The 19,097-nt window shown below is 69.7% G+C and carries 20 protein-coding genes; 11 read left to right on the forward strand and 9 right to left on the reverse strand.

Annotation, left to right across the window (positions count from 1 at the left end):
* Nucleotides 1-327 carry a hypothetical protein gene (locus SALPAC4_RS28445; RefSeq protein WP_027644727.1) on the reverse strand — a complete coding sequence of 109 codons (327 nt, stop codon included), beginning with the start codon at nt 325-327 and terminating at the stop codon, nt 1-3.
* A complete protein-coding gene (locus SALPAC4_RS26435) occupies nt 324-551 on the reverse strand; it encodes a hypothetical protein (protein ID WP_029126514.1) in 228 nt (75 codons plus the stop codon). Before SALPAC4_RS26435 ends, SALPAC4_RS28445 begins: the two co-directional genes overlap by 4 nt.
* A 185-nt stretch (nt 552-736) precedes the next feature.
* On the opposite strand from SALPAC4_RS26435, the gene SALPAC4_RS0110375 reads away from it, so the two are divergent.
* The 6 genes from SALPAC4_RS0110375 (at nt 737) to SALPAC4_RS0110400 (ending at nt 5,034) form a co-directional block, all read left to right on the forward strand.
* Nucleotides 737-1,504: a helix-turn-helix domain-containing protein gene (locus SALPAC4_RS0110375; protein ID WP_019870270.1), complete on the forward strand. Its 768-nt coding sequence runs from the start codon at nt 737-739 to the stop codon at nt 1,502-1,504.
* On the forward strand, nt 1,495-1,686 hold the full coding sequence (locus tag SALPAC4_RS0110380) for a DUF397 domain-containing protein (protein ID WP_018822491.1): 192 nt from the start codon (nt 1,495-1,497) through the stop codon (nt 1,684-1,686). Before SALPAC4_RS0110375 ends, SALPAC4_RS0110380 begins: the two co-directional genes overlap by 10 nt.
* 166 nt (nt 1,687-1,852) lie before the next feature.
* Nucleotides 1,853-2,155: a WXG100 family type VII secretion target gene (locus SALPAC4_RS0110385; RefSeq protein WP_019870271.1), complete on the forward strand. Its 303-nt coding sequence runs from the start codon at nt 1,853-1,855 to the stop codon at nt 2,153-2,155.
* A 7-nt stretch (nt 2,156-2,162) separates the two neighbouring features.
* Entirely contained in the window at nt 2,163-3,824 is a 1,662-nt protein-coding gene (locus SALPAC4_RS0110390; RefSeq protein ID WP_019870272.1) for an alpha/beta hydrolase, read from the forward strand.
* Nucleotides 3,821-4,420, forward strand: a complete 600-nt coding sequence (locus SALPAC4_RS28450) for a hypothetical protein (RefSeq protein ID WP_223874729.1) — start codon at nt 3,821-3,823, stop codon at nt 4,418-4,420. The genes SALPAC4_RS0110390 and SALPAC4_RS28450 overlap by 4 nt, the downstream gene beginning before the upstream one ends.
* Before the next feature lie 14 nt (nt 4,421-4,434).
* On the forward strand, nt 4,435-5,034 hold the full coding sequence (locus tag SALPAC4_RS0110400; protein WP_033664973.1) for a GNAT family N-acetyltransferase: 600 nt from the start codon (nt 4,435-4,437) through the stop codon (nt 5,032-5,034).
* 120 nt (nt 5,035-5,154) lie between these two features.
* Here the strand turns inward: SALPAC4_RS0110400 and SALPAC4_RS0110405 are convergent, their stop codons facing one another.
* The 7 genes from SALPAC4_RS0110405 to SALPAC4_RS0110440 form a co-directional block, all read right to left on the reverse strand.
* Complete coding sequence (locus SALPAC4_RS0110405; RefSeq protein ID WP_027644743.1) at nt 5,155-7,515, reverse strand: LppU/SCO3897 family protein; 2,361 nt, start codon at nt 7,513-7,515, stop codon at nt 5,155-5,157.
* 362 nt (nt 7,516-7,877) lie between these two features.
* A complete protein-coding gene (locus tag SALPAC4_RS27940) occupies nt 7,878-8,015 on the reverse strand; it encodes a hypothetical protein (protein WP_018221794.1) in 138 nt (45 codons plus the stop codon).
* A 228-nt stretch (nt 8,016-8,243) separates the two neighbouring features.
* On the reverse strand, nt 8,244-9,707 hold the full coding sequence (locus SALPAC4_RS0110415; RefSeq protein ID WP_019870275.1) for a dihydrolipoamide acetyltransferase family protein: 1,464 nt from the start codon (nt 9,705-9,707) through the stop codon (nt 8,244-8,246).
* A gap of 7 nt (nt 9,708-9,714) precedes the next feature.
* A complete protein-coding gene (locus SALPAC4_RS0110420) occupies nt 9,715-10,704 on the reverse strand; it encodes an alpha-ketoacid dehydrogenase subunit beta (RefSeq protein ID WP_018737908.1) in 990 nt (329 codons plus the stop codon).
* On the reverse strand, nt 10,704-11,879 hold the full coding sequence (pdhA, locus tag SALPAC4_RS0110425) for a pyruvate dehydrogenase (acetyl-transferring) E1 component subunit alpha (RefSeq protein WP_018730871.1): 1,176 nt from the start codon (nt 11,877-11,879) through the stop codon (nt 10,704-10,706). Before pdhA ends, SALPAC4_RS0110420 begins: the two co-directional genes overlap by 1 nt.
* Before the next feature lie 621 nt (nt 11,880-12,500).
* Nucleotides 12,501-12,731, reverse strand: a complete 231-nt coding sequence (locus SALPAC4_RS28945; RefSeq protein WP_019870276.1) for a hypothetical protein — start codon at nt 12,729-12,731, stop codon at nt 12,501-12,503.
* Nucleotides 12,732-12,790: 59 nt separating this feature from the next.
* On the reverse strand, nt 12,791-14,014 hold the full coding sequence (locus SALPAC4_RS0110440; protein ID WP_019870277.1) for a hypothetical protein: 1,224 nt from the start codon (nt 14,012-14,014) through the stop codon (nt 12,791-12,793).
* A gap of 301 nt (nt 14,015-14,315) precedes the next feature.
* Between SALPAC4_RS0110440 and dnaK the strand changes: the two genes are divergently transcribed.
* From dnaK to SALPAC4_RS0110465, 5 genes are all read left to right on the forward strand, one after another.
* Complete coding sequence (gene dnaK / locus SALPAC4_RS0110445) at nt 14,316-16,157, forward strand: molecular chaperone DnaK (RefSeq protein ID WP_018730869.1); 1,842 nt, start codon at nt 14,316-14,318, stop codon at nt 16,155-16,157.
* 44 nt (nt 16,158-16,201) lie between these two features.
* Nucleotides 16,202-17,017, forward strand: a complete 816-nt coding sequence (grpE, locus tag SALPAC4_RS0110450; protein WP_019870278.1) for a nucleotide exchange factor GrpE — start codon at nt 16,202-16,204, stop codon at nt 17,015-17,017.
* Between the two features lie 81 nt (nt 17,018-17,098).
* Nucleotides 17,099-18,271, forward strand: coding sequence for a molecular chaperone DnaJ (gene dnaJ / locus SALPAC4_RS0110455; RefSeq protein WP_019870279.1), 1,173 nt, complete (start codon nt 17,099-17,101; stop codon nt 18,269-18,271).
* Between the two features lie 43 nt (nt 18,272-18,314).
* The gene (locus SALPAC4_RS0110460; RefSeq protein WP_018730866.1) at nt 18,315-18,755 is read left to right on the forward strand and encodes a heat shock protein transcriptional repressor HspR; all 441 of its coding nucleotides are present in this window, start codon (nt 18,315-18,317) and stop codon (nt 18,753-18,755) included.
* A 102-nt stretch (nt 18,756-18,857) separates the two neighbouring features.
* The gene (locus SALPAC4_RS0110465) at nt 18,858-19,052 is read left to right on the forward strand and encodes a hypothetical protein (RefSeq protein WP_019870280.1); all 195 of its coding nucleotides are present in this window, start codon (nt 18,858-18,860) and stop codon (nt 19,050-19,052) included.
* The last annotated feature ends 45 nt before the right edge of the window (nt 19,053-19,097 follow it).

Here is a 19,097-nt window from a genome sequence, read left to right on the forward strand (position 1 = left end):
TTAGTTGCCCGACCGCCGAAACGGCCCCCATGAAACAAAACGATCGAATAGTTCGCGGGGGTTTGGTCCGTCGTGGGGGTTGAGGTGGTAGAGGTCGTGCATGGCTTCGTAGCAGAGTCCGGCGACGTAGATCGATAGGCTCGGCTGCCGGGTGTCGTATTCGGCTTTGAGGAGGAGGCGGGCTTCGGCGCAGGGCCAGGGGTGGCCGCAGGCGCGGCAGGTCCAGGTGGGTCGTAGGGGTGTGTGGGGTGGTTGGTTTCTGGTGCGGTGGCGTGGGTGTTGGGGGTGGGGGCCGAGTCGTGGTGTGGGGAGGTGGTGGGGGTTCACCAGTGGCCTCCGTTGGCGCGCCATTGTTGGGCGGGGGTGAGCCAGCCGACGCGTCCGGGTTGGGGTTCGGCGAGGGTGGGTTGGGTCATCCAGGCCGGCAGGTTGACCGGCAGGTTCGCTGGGCGGCTCGGGCCCTGGTCTGGGGCGCGGTACGGCGCGTTCGTGCTGTGCGGGCGGGATGGTGCGGTGTCTTTCCGGCGCCGACTGAACCAGCGGATTCGCATTTGGGTCTCCTTGGTGTTGGTGGAGGACCGCCCCACGGGTGGGGCGGTCCGACAGCGCCTCCGGCGGGATAGGACCTCCACCGGCTTGCGCCGTTTCGCGGATTCAGTCTGGTTATCAGTAGTGGACAGTAAAACCCCATCGACGTATGGTCCGAAGACATCCGAAATGCCTTCCGGAGGGGCCCATGAACGAGGCACTTCGGCTGGCCATGAACGAGGCTGGCCACACCGCTCAATCGCTCGCCGAACGGGTCGGGGTCGACCGGAAAACGACGACGCGGTGGCTCGTAAAGGATCATGTTCCGCACCCGGCGCACCGTACGGCGGCGGCGGATGCGCTCGGTGTGGACAAGGAGGACATATGGCCGGACACTTCGAGACGTCGCAATCCGGTCTGGTTCCGACCGTGGCAGGAATTTGAACGTGAGGCGACGTCGCTGCGGTCATTTGAGTCCGTTGTTTTGCCGGGTTTGCTGCAGACCGAGGCCTACGCACGCGCGGTGCTGTCCAGTGGGGGTCTACGGGGGCGCACGGCGGTCGACCGACTCGTCGCCACCCGGCTCTCGCGGCAGGCCATCCTCACCAGGGAGGACCCGCCGCAGTTCGCGGCCGTGGTCGACGAGGTCGCCCTCCGGCGCCCGGTCGGCGGCCGGGAGACGATGCGCGAGCAGGTGTCGGCGCTGCTGGCAGCGTGCGCGGCCCCACACATCCGGTTGCACGTGGTGCCGTTGACCGTCGGCGCCTACGCGGGCCTCAACGGGCCGTTCGTCATCGGCACCGGTGCGGACCATCGGATGGCGGTCTACCTGGACAGCCAGCTGGAGGGAGAGATGGTTAGCGCCCCGAACGACGTGGCGGCGATACTGGAGGTGTGGGAGAACGTGCGGGGTGAGGCGTTGTCCCACTGGCAGTCAGTTGATCTTCTGAGGGAAGTGGCTGAAGCATGGACTTGACCGGGGCGCGTTGGCGCAAGAGCAGCCGCAGCAGCGGCAACGGCGGTAACTGCGTCGAGGTTGCCGACAATCTGCCCGGTGTGGTGGGGGTTCGGGATTCCAAGGACCCGACCGGCCCGGCGCTGGTCTTCGGGCCGGCGTCGTGGCGGGCGTTCGTCGCCCAGCTCCCAGGACGCGACTGACCTATCCGCCGAACGCGTCCGTCCCGACCTGGGGCGGGCGCGTTCGTCCTTGCGGCCGAGCTTCGAGTCGTCTCTGGTAGCGAAGCCCCCTGGCGATCGCCGCGGGACCTCCGAACCGCGACAGCGCCACTACCATGAGCTCCACGTCAAGCTTGGGGGAGCGCTGGTGACGGAGCTTCGGGTGACACCGGACTTGTTGGAGAGGGCGGCTCGCGTCTGCGTGGACCTCCGCGAGGATCTGCGGCGCGAAGCGGCCGACATCGGGGACGAGACTGGGATGGCTGTCTCCGGTTTGCCGGGCTGGCAGACCCGAGCCGCACTGGAGCAGCTTCACGAGTCCTGGCTGGCCGACCTCACCAGGCTGACCGGCTACCTCGACCAGCTCGGAGACGCTTTTGGCGACTGCGCGCGGGATTACCGCTACAGCGACGAGGCCAACGCCGCCCACTTCGACATCCGCGGGCGGTGAGCGCTCGATGGTCACCTACGCCGATTTGCGCCAGGCCCGCGTCACCCCGCTTCGCTACGCCGCGCACGCCTGGACGGAACTCTCCCTGGCCTGCGCGAAGCTGGAGCAGCGGTGCGGTGCTGACCTGACCGGTCCGCTGCGCTCGTCGGGCTGGGAGGGGCCGGCTGCCCACACGGCGTTCTACCGGTGTGACCAGCTCGATGACGAGTTTGAGGTCGCGAGCCTGCGCATCCGGACGGCCGCCAGTGTGCTGCGGCAAGCAGCCGAGGAGTTCGAGGACTTGCAGCGGAGACTGCTGTCGGCCGTCGAGGCAGCCCGCTTCCTGGGCCTCGTCGTGAGCGACACCGGCCGGGTATCCGCACCACCCATACCGGCGGCGGGCAGGAATGACCCGGACGCGGAGCCCATCTACCGGCGAGATGTGCAAAACGCGTCGATATACGGTGACCTGATCGCGAAGCTCGTCGCGGAGGCCACCGAGGCCGATGCTCGCATCGCCCGGGCGTTGGCCCGGCTTCCGAGCGACCTGCCGGGCCAGCACGCCTGGGAGTACAACAAGACCAGTGACGGTGCCCTGGCCGCCGCGGCAGCCCTTGGGCTCTCCGCGAGCGATATCCCGGCCCCGGACAGCGACCCGGCAGACGTGCAGGTGTGGTGGCGGGAGCTCTCCGACGACGATCGGCAGATTTACCTCACCGGCTACCCGGAACGCATCGGCGCTCTCGACGGACTGCCCGCCGCAGATCGGGATAGGGCCAACCAGCTGGTGTTGCGTAACTTCATCGGCGACAACGTCAACCACGGCAGGCAGGGCGACCCGCAGCACGCGACCGCGTTGATGCTGTTGGACAAGCTCGAGGGCGCGGAGAGCAACCCGCAGCACAAGCGCCTGTACCTGCTCTCGGTTGACCCGGGCGGCGATGGGAAGGCCGCCGTCTCCATTGGTAACCCGGACGCGGCTGCCCACACCGCCGTCCTCGTCCCCGGCGTCGGCACCGAGCTCGACGACATCAGTGGACTAATCCGCCGGGCCGACCGCCTGCAGGACGCCGCGTTCGAACTCGAACCCGCCACGTCGGATGTCGCCGTTGTGGCGTGGCTCGGCTACGACACCCCGTCACTCGACACCGACATCTTTTCCGCGGCCTTTGACAGCAAGTCGGAAGCTGGCGCCAAGGCCCTCGACGGTTTCGTCAACGGGCTGCATTCCTCCCATGACGGCACCTCATCCCATGTCACCGTCATCGGACACAGTTACGGCTCAACCGTTCTGGGCGAGGCGGCTAGCACCGGTGACGGTCTCGCCGCGGACGACATAATCGCAGTCGGCAGCCCCGGTATGCGCGTCGACAACGCCAGCGAGTTCAACGTAGACGCTCAACACGTGTGGGCAGGTGCCGCAGCCGATGACACCTTCGTCGCCCGGCCGGAGGAAAACGCCCGCTACCTCCTTGGGGCACCGATCGTCGGGGGGTGGCTGGCCGCTACTGCCGTCGGAATCCATGGACCCGCACCCCACAACGCGGAATTTGGTGGCAACGTTGTGCAAATCGACACGCCCGGCCACAGCGGATACTGGGAGAACGGCAGCCAGAGCCTGAGGTCCCAGGCGGCAGTCATTCTGGGTCACTACCAGGCAGCTGTTCTCGAGAGTGGAAGTGCGCCATGACCTTCCTTCGGCTGAAAGCATGGCGGCGAATTGCTCCGTTTTTCGTCGTGCTGATTCTGGCCGCTTCCTGTGCCAGCGGCCCTGGCTCCCCCCTAGGAAAGGACGAACCGTTGCAGACCAGGCCTGTAGCCGAGGTGGCTGCCCGGGCTGAGGATCGTGCTCAGGCCGCTGCTACCGCTGCTGGGGCTTCCTTGAAGAACTGGCACGTCAGTACCGCTCCCTGTATGGGTCGATTCGGGGAAATTGCCGATAACGGTGGCTGGGATCTGGCTGGCTTCGCCCGAATGTGGGTCGATCCAGAAGATCAGATCAGTACCTTGCATCGGATCCGGGACATGTGGCAGCAACAGGGTTACGAGATCACCGAGGACCACGCCTTCGATGATGGCACTGGGGGTAGTGTCTCAATGCGTGATCTGGAAACGGGCATCACGATGAGCCTCACCACCAACAAAAGTAGGGATGGCCTCGCTCTGATTCTGGCCAGCGCGTGCTATCTACCGGTGGAGGGGGAGGATCCGGCCAACGACGATACAACTTGGGTCCCTACCCAACCGTCAGCAGCACCGGATATCGCCAGCGACTCCGATAAGTGACGGTGTTGCTGGCCATGGCGTCTCTCATCCCCTCGTTCGCTGTCAAGCCAACCCTGGTCGGAGAGCGGGTGCTGTTACGTCCGGTCGCCGCCGGCGACGCCGCGGGCCTGGTCGAGATACTGAACGATCCCGAGGTTCGGCGGCTGACCGGAACACACAGCCAGGCGTCGTCCGGGGCGGAGTTGGAACGCGCCGAGCAGTGGTACTCCTCTCGCGCCGGGCACGACAACCGGTTGGACCTGGCGATCGTCGAACAACGCACCAACAGCTACGTGGGTGAGGTGGTCCTGAACGAGTTGGATGCCGACAATCGGTCCTGCTCGTTCCGGATCGCGCTGGTGGGCCCTCGGGTCTTTGGCCGTGGCTACGGCACCGAGGCCACCCGCCTGGTTCTGTCTCATGCCTTTGGGGCTGTCGGCGTGCACCGGGTCACGCTGGAGGTCTTCGCTTTCAACCCGCGGGCCCAGCATGTCTACGAGCAGGTCGGCTTCGTCCACGAAGGTACGAAGCGTCAGGCGTTGCGCTGGCAGGGCGACTGGGTCGACGCTCACCTCATGGCGCTCCTCGCCGAAGACTGGTCGGCGCATCGCGGATATCCCAAGCACAGCGGGTAGCGCCGCCGCTTCAACCAGTGGCAGTGCTGCTGGCTGGCCCTTGAGCTGACCTGTTTCCTACTGAAATGACTGCTGGTGGGGCCACAGGTCGACTGTGGCCCCACCATTGGGTCGGGCTGGTCAGTTGGTCTTTTCGAGGCAGAGCACTCGGTTGCCACCGGAGCCCGTGAGCTTCACGTGTGCCTGGGTTGGGTCGGTGCACTCCTCATTGGTGTTCACCTTTGACACCACTGTGTGCGCGTCGGCGTCACCGCAGTCCACCGCCACGGCCGTTTCACCCGATTGCTTGACGCAGCTTCCAACCGCGGGGTCGAAGCTCTGCGCCGAATCGTTCCCGCCGATCTTGCCGAGCAGCATGAGCAGGCCCAGCGGTATGGTCAGGATCAGCACCGCGGCGATGAGCACCGCAGCCAGCACCCGGCCATTTCGGACTTTCGGGACGGGTGCGTCGGCCGCCGGCTCGGCGATCGGCTGGAACGCGTCGAAGCGGTTCTGGTCCGGGTCCGAATTGGTCGGACCGGTCTGGCCCCACGGCTGGGCCGGGGATGGCGCCTGCTCCCAGGGCTGGGCGGAGGGCTGCGCCGGCGGCTGGGCCTGCTCCCACGCCGGGGTCGGCGGTTGTGCCTGGTCCCAGGCCTGGGTGGGGGGTGCTGCCTGGTCCCAGGCCTGGGTGGGGGGCGGTGCCTGATCCCAGGCCGGGGCCGAGGGCTGGGCCGGCGGTGGGAACGCCGACTCGGGTTGCGGTGGGAAAGTGGCGGTGCCGTTGACACTGGCAGCACCGGTCACCGGCTCGCCGAAGCGGTCGTTGGGGCGCTCCTCGCCGGGATGCGGCTTGGTGCCATTGACCGGTCGTTCGCTGGCTGGGGCGTCGGCGAAGGCGGGAATGCTCGGCGGGAAGGACGCCGCGGGAGCCGGTACGACGGGCGCGTAGCCGGGGGGATCGGCGGGCCGATCCTCACTGCCACGACCGAAGCCGCTCTCCGCACCGAAGCCGCCGTCCGGGCGCAAGTCGCTCTCCGGGCCGGGTCCGTAGCCCGGGCCGAAGCCACGGTTGGCGCCGAGCCCGGAGTCCTGGCCGTGCTCCGGCGGACCCGCCAGATCGAACCGTTGTGGGTCGGCCTGGTAGCCCTCGGGCTCCGCCGGCTCTGACGGCGCGGGGCGGCCATACACGCGCGGCTGCGGTGCTGGCGTGGGAGGAACCTGGGCCTGGTCGGCCGGAGGCGTTACCCGGCTGGCGAGCGGCACAGCGGCGCTGGCCGAGATGCCGCCGGACACTGCCGGCGGGGGTGCGGCCTGTTCGGCGAACTCCGGGGAGGTACGCGGCGCGGGCACCGCCGGGGGCGCGGGCGGCTCACCCGGCCCGGTCGGCGGGGACCAACCGTGTTGTTCTGCCTCGTATCCGAGGTCGGGGCGAGCCACTTCCGGGGCACCCGGTGGTGGTGCGGCGAAGCCACCCGGTGGTGGTGCGGCGAAGTCAGCCGGTGGTGGAACAGCGGCCGGCGGTGGCGGTGCGGCGGTGAAGTCGGCCGGCGGTGGTGGTGCGGCGAAGTCGGCCGGTGCGCTGGCCGCCAGGCTGGCCCCGGGCACCCGCTGCTCCTGTGGCGGGAGCGGGACCGCATTGCCGGGAGAGATGCCGGGGCCCGGCGTCGGCTGGTAGGCCGGAGGCGCTCCGGCGCCCGCCGATTCCTGCCCGGCAGCTGCCGAACGCTCGGCGTTACCCCAGGCCTCCTCCGGCGCCCACGGTTCGACGCTGGGCAGGTTCAGCCCATCGCCCGCAGCGCGTGGTGCCGGCACCCAGGGCTGCGCGGGACGCTCGCCGGGTGTGGCCAGGCCGGCGTGGGCGGACGGCTCCCCAGGGGCCCAGCCGCCCTCGTTGCTCGTGGCGACAGCGGGACTCCCGGGTGCCCAGGCGGCCGCCTCCGGTGCCCAGCCGCCCGACTGGGCCGGATCTGGTTGGCCGGCCCCGGCGTTCCACTCGGGTGTCGGCTCCGGCCGGCCGCTTGTCGGGGCCTCCGGCATGGGTTGGCTGGGTGCCGGCGGGGGCACCTGCGCGGTGGCCCGGACGACCGGGGGTGGCGCCTGTGCCCAGGCCGGTTCGGCGGCCGGGGGTGGCTGCTGTGCCCAGGCCGGTTCGGCGGCCGGGGGTGGGCTCCAGGTGTTCTCGGGTGGGCCGCCACGCCCTGGCTCAGGCTGCTGCGGTATTCCCGCGTCCGGGGCCCACTGCGCCGAAGCGGGTGCCGGATTCGGCGCCGGCGGCGAAGCGGTGCCCCACGCCGGGGCCGGCGGTGCGTCCGTTGCCCAGGCGGGCCCGGCCGGGGTCGGGTGCGCGGGGGGCGGAGGTGCCCAGCCCAGATCCGGCTGCCCGGCGGCGTACCCGCTGTCCTGCCTCGCCGGCCGGTCGCCGTATGGCGTCGGTCCGCCAGCGCCCGGCGACGCCTCTTCCGGCTGTTGGCCGGGGTGGTGCGTGCCTTCGGACGTCATGCGTGCGCCTCCTCCATCAGCTTCGGCCGCGGACACCGGTGCGCGGCGCGCCAACCGGCGTCGCCGGACCGCGCGCCCCGGCCGCCCTCCGCACCGTATCCGGTCCTCCTGAAGGGAGGTTTCGGGAGGACCAGGACGCTACTCCGTGTTGTCGGGCGGTTTCGATTGGGTTCGATCCGGAACCGCCCTGCCGCATCGGCGGGCGACGACCGGACACCACCGTACCGGGCGGCGGGTGATGGCGAAATCCCGGTGTCAGCCGGTACGGGCCGGTTGACGGGTGCGCGCCGCGGAACGCCGAAGGCCCGTCCGGCGGAGCCGGACGGGCCTTCGGTGAGGAGGCGAGAAAAGTCGTGGGCGGGTCAGTACATCTGACGCTGCGCGATGGTGAGGATCTCGTCGCGGACCGCGGGCGAATTGGCGGAACGCAGCGCGCGCTCGATGGCACGGGCGCGGCGGCTGGCGTCGCGACGGTTGCGGAATCGATCGATCATGCTCATGGGTCTCACTCCTGGCTATTCGGTTGTCGGTAGCCCCTGCTGACACCAATTGAAGCGCAACCGAGCCCGAGATCGCCAACGATTCTTAGGTGAGCTGGGACACGAGCCGAATGATCTAAAGCAAGTTAGCCGTTTGGCTGAAGGTATCTCGCCAAAGGCGACGGCCGGTGTGCCGGGGCGTCAACCCCGGGCACACCGGCCGTCAGTGGATCAGCCGATCGCTACCGGTCAGGTCCAGGCGAGCAGTGCCGCCTCCGGATCGGCGAGGAAGTCGCCGATGTCCCGCAGGAAGCGCGACCCGAGCTCCCCGTCGATGATCCGATGGTCGAACGAGAGCCCCAGCGTGGTGACCTGGCGGGGCCGGACCTTGCCCTTGTGTACCCACGGCATCTTGCGGACCGCGCCGAAGGCCAGGATCGCCGACTCGCCCGGCGGCAGAATCGGGGTACCGGTGTCCACGCCGAAGACCCCGACGTTGGTGATGGTCAACGTGCCGCCGGACATGTCCGCCGGTGAGGTCTTTCCGGCCTTGGCGGTCTGAACGAGATCGGTCAGCGAGTCCGCCAGTTCCCGTAGGGTGAGCCGCCCCGCGTCCTTCACGTTCGGCACGATGAGGCCGCGCTCGGTCGCCGCCGCGATGCCAAGGTTGACGTAGTCCTTGACCACGATCTCCTCGCCCGCCCAGGTCGAGTTCACCATCGGGTGCCGCCGGACGGCCAGCAGCACGGCCTTGGCGACCAGCAGCAGCGGGGAGACCCGCACCTCCCGCCACTCCCGCCGCTGGCGGAGCCGGTCCAGGGCCTTCATCGCCCGGGTCATGTCGACGGTCAGGAACTCCGTCACGTGCGGAGCGGTGAACGCCGAGCGGGACATGTTCTCCGCGGTCAGCTTCCGGACCCCCTTGACCGGGATCCGCTGTTCACGGTGCACTCCGACGTTCGCCGCCGGGCCACTGACCAGCGCCGTCGCCAGCGGTTCCGCCGTCGCCGGAGCGCCGCTCGCCGCCTGCCGTACGTCCTCCCGGCTGATCGAGCCGAGCGGACCCGACCCGGTCAGGGCGGTCAGATCGACCCCGAGATCCTTCGCGAGCTTGCGTACCGGGGGCTTGGCCAGTGCCCGAGTGCCACCGGCCGGACCGCTGTGCCCGTTGCCGGCGGTACTCGGCCCGCTGGCCACCGGCGCGGGAGCCGGCGGGGCCGGTACGGGAGCCGGCTGGGTCGGTACGGCAGTCGGCTGGGCCGGCGCGGCCGGAGCGACACCCTTGCGGGGGCGGCGCTTCGCGGCGGTGGTACGCGGGCCGTAGCCCACCAGCACGGGAGTGCGCTTACCGGACTCGGCATCGTCGTTCTGGCCGGACTCGGCCGCGCCCTTGGCGACCTCCCCCGCCGCCGACGAGCCCTTTGCGGCACCGCCGGTCGGCTCCGGTGTCTCCAGCGGGCCGGCGGTCGGGTCGGTGTCGATCGCGATGATCGGTGTTCCGACCTCGACGGTCGCGCCCTCCGCGTGGAAGATCGACTGCACCCGGCCGGCCCACTTCGCCGGGATCTCGACCGCCGCCTTGGCGGTCTCCACCTCGACGATGGGCTGGTTCAGCTCAATGGTGTCGCCCACCTTGACCAGCCAGCTGAGGATTTCCCCCTCGGTCAGGCCCTCACCCAGGTCGGGCAGGTTGAATTCCTTGACTCGCGACATCTCTCGCTCACCAGCCAAAGGTGCGGTCGACGGCGTCGAGCACCCGGTCGAGGTCGGGCAGGTACTCCTCCTCCACCCGGGAGGCCGGGTAGGGGATGTCGTAGCCGGTCACCCGCAGCACCGGCGACTCCAGGGAGTAGAAGCACTCCTCGGTGATCCGGGCCGCGACCTCGGCTCCGAGGCCGATGTTCGACGGCGCCTCGTGCACCACGATGGCCCGACCGGTGCGGCGCACCGACTCGTACACCTGGCCCAGGTCCAGCGGGGCGAGCGTGCGCAGGTCGATGACCTCCAGCTCACGGCCGTCCTCGGCGGCGGCGGTCGCCGCGTCCAGGCAGGTGCGCACCATCGGCCCGTACGCGATCAGGGTCGCGTCGGTGCCGGGCCGCGCGATCCGGGCGGCCTGCAGCGGGTAGGCCTCCGGGAGCGGCTGGTCGACCTCGACCGGGCCCTTCTCCCAGTAGCGGCGCTTCGGCTCCAGGAAGACGATCGGGTCGTCCGACGCGATGGCCTGCTGGATCATCACGTACGCGTCCTGCGGGTTGGCGCAGGTGGCGACCTTGAGCCCGGGGGTGTGGGAGAAGTACGCCTCCGGCGACTCGGAGTGGTGCTCCACCGCCCCGATGCCGCCACCGAACGGAATGCGGATCACCATCGGGATCTTCAGCTTGCCGCGGGAGCGGTAGTGCATCTTCGCGACCTGCGACACGATCTGGTCGTACGCCGGGTAGACGAAGCCGTCGAACTGGATCTCGCAGACCGGTCGGTAGCCCCGGATGGCGAGGCCGACCGCGGTGCCGATGATGCCCGACTCGGCGAGCGGGGTGTCGATCACCCGCTGGTCACCGAAGTCCTTCTGCAGCCCGTCGGTGATCCGGAACACGCCGCCGAGCTTGCCGACGTCCTCGCCCATGATCACGACCTTCGGGTCGTTCTCCAGGGCCTTGCGCATGCCGGCGTTGAGGGCCTTGCCGAGGGTGAGGGTCTCCGTAGCCATCAGTGCGCGCTCCCCTCGAACGACTCCAGGTACTGCGTGAACTGCGCCCGCTGCTGGTCAACCAGGGGCGATCCGTTTGGGTAGACGTGGTCGAACATGCTGCTCGGCTCCGGGTTCGGCATCTCCAGCACCCGCTCGCGCAGGTGCACCGACTCGCGCTTGGCCTGCTCGTCCACCTCGGCGAAGAAGCCGTCGTCGGCGATCTTCTGCTTTACCAGGAAGGCCTTCATCCGGGCGATCGGATCCTTCGCCTGCCAGGCCTCGACCTCGCTGGCGATCCGGTACCGGGTGGGGTCGTCGGAGGTGGTGTGCGCCCCCATCCGATAGGTGTACGCCTCGATCAGGCTCGGACCCTGCCCGTGCCGCGCGTTGTCCAGCGCGTGCCGGGTCACCGCGTAGCTGGCCAGTACGTCGTTGCCGTCCACCCGGATGCCGGGGAAGCCGAAGCCGGCGGCCCGCCGGTAGAGCGGGATGCGCGTCTGGCGCTCCAGCGGCTCCGAGATGGCGTACTGGTTGTTCTGGCAGAAGAAGACCATCGGCGCGTTGAAGACGCTGGCCCAGACGAACGCCTCGTTGACATCGCCCTGGCTGGTGGCGCCGTCGCCGAAGTAGGCGATCACCGCCTCGCCCTCGTCGGTGCCGGTCTTGCCGTCCATGGTGACGCCCATGGCGTATCCGGTCGCGTGCAGGGTCTGCGCCCCGATCACGATCGTGTACATGTTGAACTTGAACTCGTTCGGGTCCCAGCCGCCCTGGTCGACTCCGCGGAACAGGCCCAGCGGCATGATCGGGTCGATGCCCCGGCAGTAGAGGACGCCATGTTCCCGGTAGGTCGGGAAGGCCATGTCCTGCGTACGCAGCGCCCGGCCGGAACCGACCTGGGCCGCCTCCTGGCCGAGCAGGCTCGCCCAGAGGCCCAGCTCACCCTGCCGCTGGAGGGCGGTCGCCTCGGCGTCCAGCTTCCGCACCAGCACCAGGTCCCGATAGAAGCCGCGGTACTCCTCGTCGGTGAAGTCGACCCGGTACTCGGTGCCGTCCGGCCCGGTCACACTCTCGATGCGCTCACCTTCGGGGGTGAGTAGCTGCACCAGCTCGGGGTCGCCGGTCGCGCCCTTCCTGGATCGGGGTACGGCCCGCCGGCCGCGGGTGCTGACCCCGGGGTCGCCTTTTGCCATCCGTCTCTCCCTGTCGTGTCTGCGTCGGCGCCGGGGGTAACCCGACGACGCGCAACTCGTGCGCCCTGCCCGGCTGCTGCCGGACAAGATCCTGGCGGCCACGCCTAGCCCCGGTGAGGGTTGCCGCGCGGCGTGAGCCGGATCCAGGGGAGTGGATCCGGTTCGGGAGCGCCGGCGCCCAGCCGTACCGCCTGCGGGGTGCGCGGAGGTTCCGGCTGCGTTGCCGTCGTGGTCCATACTCGCATCACACGTGAGCACGCCCACAGTCCGGCCCGTCCACGTCCTGCCGGGTGCCCGCTTCGTTATCTGCATTCCGGAGTGTCAGTGGCGGTGGCACAACGCCGAACCGAGGAGGTTCGTGACACTTCCATCCCATTAGCGTGTCGACACGCTGTGCTAGCTGGTGTACCCAGTGTTACTGAGTCAGGGTGAGGGTACTGCTGGTGCCGCGGCTGCCCGGTTGGGGTCACCCCCGTCGGCTGAGGACGACGAGGAGGATGGCGTGCCCGAGTCAGGTGACGCGGCGGGTCCTCCCGGTGCCGGCTGGCACCGCTCGGTTACCGGCTATCGACGGGTTGTCGGCGCGCACCGTGCCCCCGGTGGCACGGGTTCCTCCCGCGGCTACCTGTTCACGGTAGCGCTGCTCGCCGGGACCGCCTCCCTGCCGCTGCTCGCCGCGGCCGGTGCCGGCTCGGGCGTCCTGCCCCCGTCGGCGGACCAGTCATCGCCGTCGTCGTCCGCGCCAGCGAGCTCGCCGTCACCCCCATCGCCCTCCCCTGCGTCGCCTCCCGCCCCGGTGCCCTCTCCTTCCCCTACGCCCTTCCCCGCGCGCGTCGAACCCCGCGCCGGCATGGACCCGGCTACCGGGGCGGTGCGTTCCCGGCCCTTCGCCGGTGCGCAGCACGGTGCGGTCAGGACCCTTCGTCGGTGAGATGGTGCCGGTTCGCCTCGATCCACGCGTCCAGCGCGGCCGGGTCATCCGGGTCGACGCCGTCCGCGAGGAGCTGGGCGACCGCCGCGGTCGCCGGGCTGCGCCGCTCGCCGGTGCTGTAGAGACGGGCGAATTCCGGCACCATCTCATCAATAGCGGCGTTGGTTCGGGCCGTCGCCGATGCCGACAGCCCCCGCTTACGGCCCGCATACGCCGCCCAACCCCGCAGCACCCGGGGTAGCAGCGCCGCGTCGTCCATGTCCAGGACGGCCCGCCGGTGCACCCAGTCCAGCAGGAACAGCCCGGCGACCGTCGGGCTCCACCGCAGCGGGTCGGGGTCGGTGAAGGTGGCGGTGTGATCCAGCAGCAGCCCGAGGCAGAAGTGCAGGGAGGCCAGCTGCTCGTCGTCGAGCGAGTCCAGTCCGAACCGGGCGGCCTCCGGCGCGGCGAGGAACCGCCGGATCAGGTCCGTCCGCTCCGCCGTGGTAAGCGGCTCCGCCCGCTGCTGCGTCGCTGCTCCCCGGCTGGTCGGCAGCAACGCGAGCCGGGCCCCGACCAGGGCGCGGTCGGTGGCGAGGGACCCTTCTCCGGGCAGCTCACTGAGCTCGTCGGTGATGGCCAGGTGCCGGCTCACCTCGGTCTGCATGGCGGCGGGTGCCTCGTCCCGGAACCAGGTCAGCTCGTCTTCGGCGCACATCTGACGGACCTGGTCGAGGACCCGGGACGGCGGACCACCGACGAAGATGTCCTTGGTGATGCCGATGTTGTGGTCCACGAGTGCCACCAGGGCGTGTTCCGGTCCGCCCGCCGGATCGTCGTAGGCGAAGGTCGCCAGGTAGGAGGTCTGGTCGCCGAAGACATCCCCGTACGCCCAGCAGCCGGTGAGGTGGACCCGGCCGAGCTGCCCGGACCAGGCGGGGGCGGCGGCGCCCGGCCGGACCCGGTCGGCCCCGGCCGCGTCCGGCACCAACGCGGCGAAGACCGAGCGGATGGTGGTGGCGGCCGCCGCCCGGCGGCGGGAGGTGGCGGCGAGGAAGTCGCTGACGAAAGCGCGGACGGCGTCGTCTCGGCGGGCCTCGGCGATCGCATAGACGCTTCCCAGTAGCGCCGCGCCGAGCCGCTCGGCGTCCAGTGCGTTGTCGAGCTGGGCCACGTCTCGGGCCGCGTGAAGCACCGCGTCATAGGGGGTCTGCGCAGTTCCCATCCACCGACCCTACGCTGCTGTCCGCCCACGGCGGCACCGGAAGCAGCGGCGTTCCACCCCCTCCGATGGGGTGTTCAGCTCGCCCGGCAAGACGCCGCAACCACCGGTGCGGCGGCTGTCGAGGGGGGCGGAGCCGGGGTGACAGGTCGGCAGCGAAGGGTGACTTGCGCCGGGTACGCTCAACCCCGACTTGACGATCGCCGGCGACATGGCAGTATTGAGTCCAGTTCACTCAACTTGTCTGGGACGCGCTCCGGCGGTGCCCGTCCACGGCTCAATCCAACGAAGCGAGGAAGCGAAGATGGCACGTGCGGTCGGCATCGACCTCGGCACGACGAACTCCTGCGTCAGCGTCCTGGAGGGCGGTGAGCCCACCGTGATCGCCAACGCCGAGGGCTCGCGGACGACCCCGTCGATCGTCGCCTTCGCCCGAAACGGCGAGGTGCTCGTCGGTGAGGTCGCCAAGCGGCAGGCGGTGACCAACCCGGACCGGACGATTCGGTCGGTCAAGCGGGAGATCGGCACCGACTGGTTCGTCGACATCGACGACAAGAAGTACACGCCGCAGGAGATCTCGGCCCGTACGCTGATGAAGCTCAAGCGGGACGCCGAGGCGTACCTGGGCGAGCAGATCACCGACGCGGTGATCACCGTTCCGGCCTACTTCAACGACGGCCAGCGGCAGGCCACCAAGGAGGCCGGTGAGATCGCCGGCTTCAACGTGCTGCGGATCGTCAACGAGCCGACCGCGGCCGCCCTGGCGTACGGGCTGGACAAGGGTTCCAAGGAGCAGACCGTCCTGGTCTTCGACCTCGGTGGCGGCACCTTCGACGTGTCGCTGCTGGAGCTGGCCGAGGGCGTCATCGAGGTCAAGTCGACCAGCGGTGACAACCTCCTCGGCGGGGACGACTGGGACCAGCGGATCATCGACCACCTGGTCAAGACCTTCAACGGTGAGCACGGCATCGACCTGGCCCAGGACAAGATGGCGATGCAGCGCCTCAAGGAGGCGGCGGAGAAGGCCAAGATCGAGCTGTCCGCCGCCGCCACCAGCAACATCAACCTGCCGTACATCACCGCTGGTGCCGCCGGCCCGCTGCACCTCGACGTGACGATCACCCGCGCCGAGTTCCAGCGGATGACGCAGGACCTGCTGGACCGCTGCAAGGGTCCGTTCGAGCAGGCCGTCAAGGACGCCGGGATCAAGGTCGCCGACGTCGAACACGTCATCCTGGTCGGCGGCTCGACCCGGATGCCGGCCGTGACCGAGCTGGTTAAGCAGCTCACCGGCCGGGACCCGAACAAGGGCGTCAACCCGGACGAGGTCGTCGCCGTCGGTGCCGCCCTGCAGGCGGGTGTGCTCAAGGGCGAGGTCAAGGACGTCCTGCTGCTCGACGTGACCCCGCTGAGTCTCGGTATCGAGACCAAGGGGGGCATCTTCACCAAGCTGATTGAGCGCAACACCACCATCCCGACCAAGCGCTCCGAGGTCTTCACCACGGCCGACGATAACCAGCCGTCCGTGCTGATCCAGGTCTTCCAGGGTGAGCGGGAGATCGCCGCCTACAACAAGAAGCTCGGCACCTTCGAGCTGACCGGCCTGCCGCCGGCACCGCGTGGCATGCCGCAGATCGAGGTCACCTTCGACATCGACGCCAACGGCATCGTGAACGTCCACGCGAAGGACACCGGTACCGGCAAGGAACAGAAGATGACGGTCACCGCTGGCTCCTCGCTGCCGAAGGAGGACATCGAGCGGATGCGTCGGGACGCCGAGGAGCACGCCGAGGAGGACAAGCAGCGGCGTGAGGAGGCGGAGACCCGCAACGTGGCCGAGGCGCTGCAGTGGCAGACCGAGAAGTTCCTCGCCGAGAGCGGCGACAAGCTGCCCACCGAGTCCCGGGACCAGATCAACGAGGCGCTCGGCGAGCTGCGTAGCGCCCTCGGCGGTCAGGACATCGAGAAGATCAAGTCTGCGCACGCGCAGCTGGCCCAGGTTTCCCAGCAGGCCGGCTCCCAGCTCTACACCCAGCAGCAGGGTGAGCAGGCCGGTGCGGCCGGCGACCAGCCGGGCGCTCAGGCCGGTGGCCCGGACGACGTGGTCGACGCGGAGATCGTGGATGAGGACAAGGGCAAGAAGTGACTGTTCTCGGTCACGGACTCCACGTACAGGGATGAGGTAGCCGCATGACGGACAAGCCACGAGCCACCGACCCGGACGGTACCGGGTCGGTGCCGGGTGGCTCCGCCTCCGCCGGCGAGGCCGGTGCGGAGCCGCGGGTCGTGATTCGGGACAACCGCAAGATCAGCGATGCCGCGGGCTCCGGCTCGGATGCTGTTGACGCGGAATCCGCCTCGGACGCGGCCGGCTCCGGCTCGGCCGCCGCTGACACCGCGGACGCGGCCGCCGCCGACGCCGGGTCGGATGTCCCGGCAGCAGGGCTGGTCGAGGAGGCGGATGTCGTGGTTGACGAGATCCAAGCCGAGACCACCGAGGGGGCGTCGGCCAGCCCACCGGTGGTGGACGCGCCGGCCGAGCCGGTTGACGCCGCCACGGCGACCTCACTCGGCGCGGAGTTGGAGGCGTTGCGGGCCGATCTGGATGAGCGGACTCGGGACCTCCAGCGGGTGACCGCGGAGTACGCCAACTACCGCAAGCGGGTTGACCGAGACCGGGCGCTCGTCACCGAGCAGGCCACCGGCTCGGTGCTCGCCGCCCTGCTGCCGATCCTCGACGACCTGGACCGGGCTCGCGAGCACGGCGACCTGGTGGGACCGTTCGGATCGGTGGCGGAGCAGCTCACCACCGCGCTCGGCAAGTTCGGGCTGACCCAGTTCGGTGCCGAGGGTGACCCGTTCGACCCGACCCAGCACGAGGCGGTGACACACCAGACTTCGGCCGAGGTCACGGAGCCGACCTGCGTACAGGTCATGCGGCGGGGCTACCTGGTGGGGGAGCGGCTGCTGCGGCCGGCGTTGGTCGGAGTCGCCGACCCGGAGTAAACGGGTGACACGACGGCATGATCGTCCCGCCCGCCCCTGTCGGGCGGGCGGGACGATCACTCGAAGGAAGGGGGCGGACCGGTGAGTTCCAAGGACTGGATCGAGAAGGACTACTACGCCGCCCTTGGAGTGGGCAAGGCCGCCTCCGCTGATGAGATCAAGAAGGCGTACCGGAAGCTGGCGCGCGAGTCGCACCCGGATCGCAATCCGGACGATGCGTCGGCCGAGGAGCGGTTCAAGGCGGCCTCCGAGGCGTACACGGTGCTCGGCGACGACGCGAAGCGCCGTGAGTACGACGAGATGCGTTCGCTGTTCGGTTCGGGCGCGTTTCGGCGTAACGCCCGTGGAGCGGGCCAGCCCGGCGGGGCGCCGTTCGATGTCGGCGACCTGTTCGGTGGCGCGGCCGGTGGTGGCCGGCGGTTCAGCGGGGCTGGGTTTCAGGACCTGTTCGGTTCGATCTTTCCGGGCGGGGGTGGGGCCGCGGCGCGTGGACCGGCGCGGGGGCGGGACGTGGAGACCGAGGTCGCACTCGACTTCGACGACGCTATTCGCGGGGTGACCCTGCCGTTGACGTTGCGAACGCCGGGCGTGTGTGACACCTGTCGCGGCGACGGGGCGAAGCCGGGTACGCAGCCGCGTGCCTGTCCGACCTGTCGCGGTGCCGGCGTGACCACCCGCAATCAGGGGTCGTTCAGCTTCTCCGAGCCCTGTTCCGACTGCCAGGGCGTCGGCACGGTGGTAGACGAGAAGTGCCCGGAGTGTCAGGGCACCGGTGGCGTCACCAAGAACCGGACCTTGAACGTTCGGTTCCCGGCCGGGGTTGCCGATGGTCAGCGGATTCGGCTGGCTGGGCGGGGCGAGCCCGGGGCGCGGGGCGGGCCCGCCGGTGACCTGTTCATCCAGGTCAAGGTCAGCCCGGACGAGCTGTTCGGACGAGCCGGTGAGGACCTGACGCTGACGGTGCCGATCACCTTCGCGGAGGCGGTACTCGGCGCCGATCTACGGGTACCCACCTTCGACGGCGCGGTCACGCTTCGGGTGCCCCCGGGTACGCCGAGTGGACGTGTCCTCCGGGCTCGGGGCAAGGGGGTGGTCCGTACCGATGGACGGGCCGGTGATCTGTTGGTCACCCTTGAGGTGGTGGTACCAGCGAAGCTGTCGGAGGAGGCCCGGGCGGCGTTGGAGACGTTCGTTGCCCAGACCCCGCCGGCCGCTCGGGAACATCTCGACGCGCGGGTGCGTCGGGGGAGCTGACCGGGCGGCGGGCTCGGTGGAGTGCACGCGGAGGTGAGCGGGGATGGCGGACAACTTCGTCGGTGCGGATGACCCTGCCTACGAGGCCAAGGTACTGATGATCTCGGTGGCTGCCCGGATGGCGGGCATGCACCCACAGACACTGCGCCAGTACGATCGGCTCGGTCTGGTGCAGCCCGGCCGTGCCGCCGGGGGCGGCCGTCGGTACAGCGTCCGGGATGTGGTGCTGCTCCGCGAGGTGCAGCGGCTCAGTCAGGACGACGGCATCAACCTGGCCGGGGTGAAACGGATCATCGGGTTGGAGCGGCTGCTGGAGCAGGCGCAGCAGCGGGTAGCCCGGCTGGAGGTGGAGCTGGAGGCCGCGTACCGCCGGATCGCCGAGTTGGAGACGGTGGCCCGCTTCCCCGGCAGTGACCTGGTGCCCGCCAGCCGCACCTCCACCGCGTTGGTGGTCTGGCGTCCCCGCCGGAACCCGGAACGGTGAGCCCACGACAGGTTCGGGGTTCGGCCCCGCGGGATGGCCGGGGTCAGCTACTCTCATGATTAGCTACAAATACGCCCAAATCGGACTCCACTGGTAGGGAGCATGGCGGAATCAGCCAAGAGTCTCGCCCAGCAGGCGGAGGACAGCCTCGAGCAGGTGGCCGAGGCGGTCCGAAAGCGGTTCGACGAGCTCACTGAGGGAAGGTTCAGCGACCAGATCAGGGAAGGACGGTTCGCGGATCCGGATGACTCCGGCACCGACCAGGTGCACCCCGCGAGCCAGCATCAGGGCCGCTGACCGAGCCGGTCGGCCGATGGACGGGCCGGGACCCACGGGGGGTCC

Source organism: Salinispora oceanensis (assembly GCF_000383575.1).
In the GTDB taxonomy this organism is placed as follows: domain Bacteria; phylum Actinomycetota; class Actinomycetes; order Mycobacteriales; family Micromonosporaceae; genus Micromonospora; species Micromonospora oceanensis.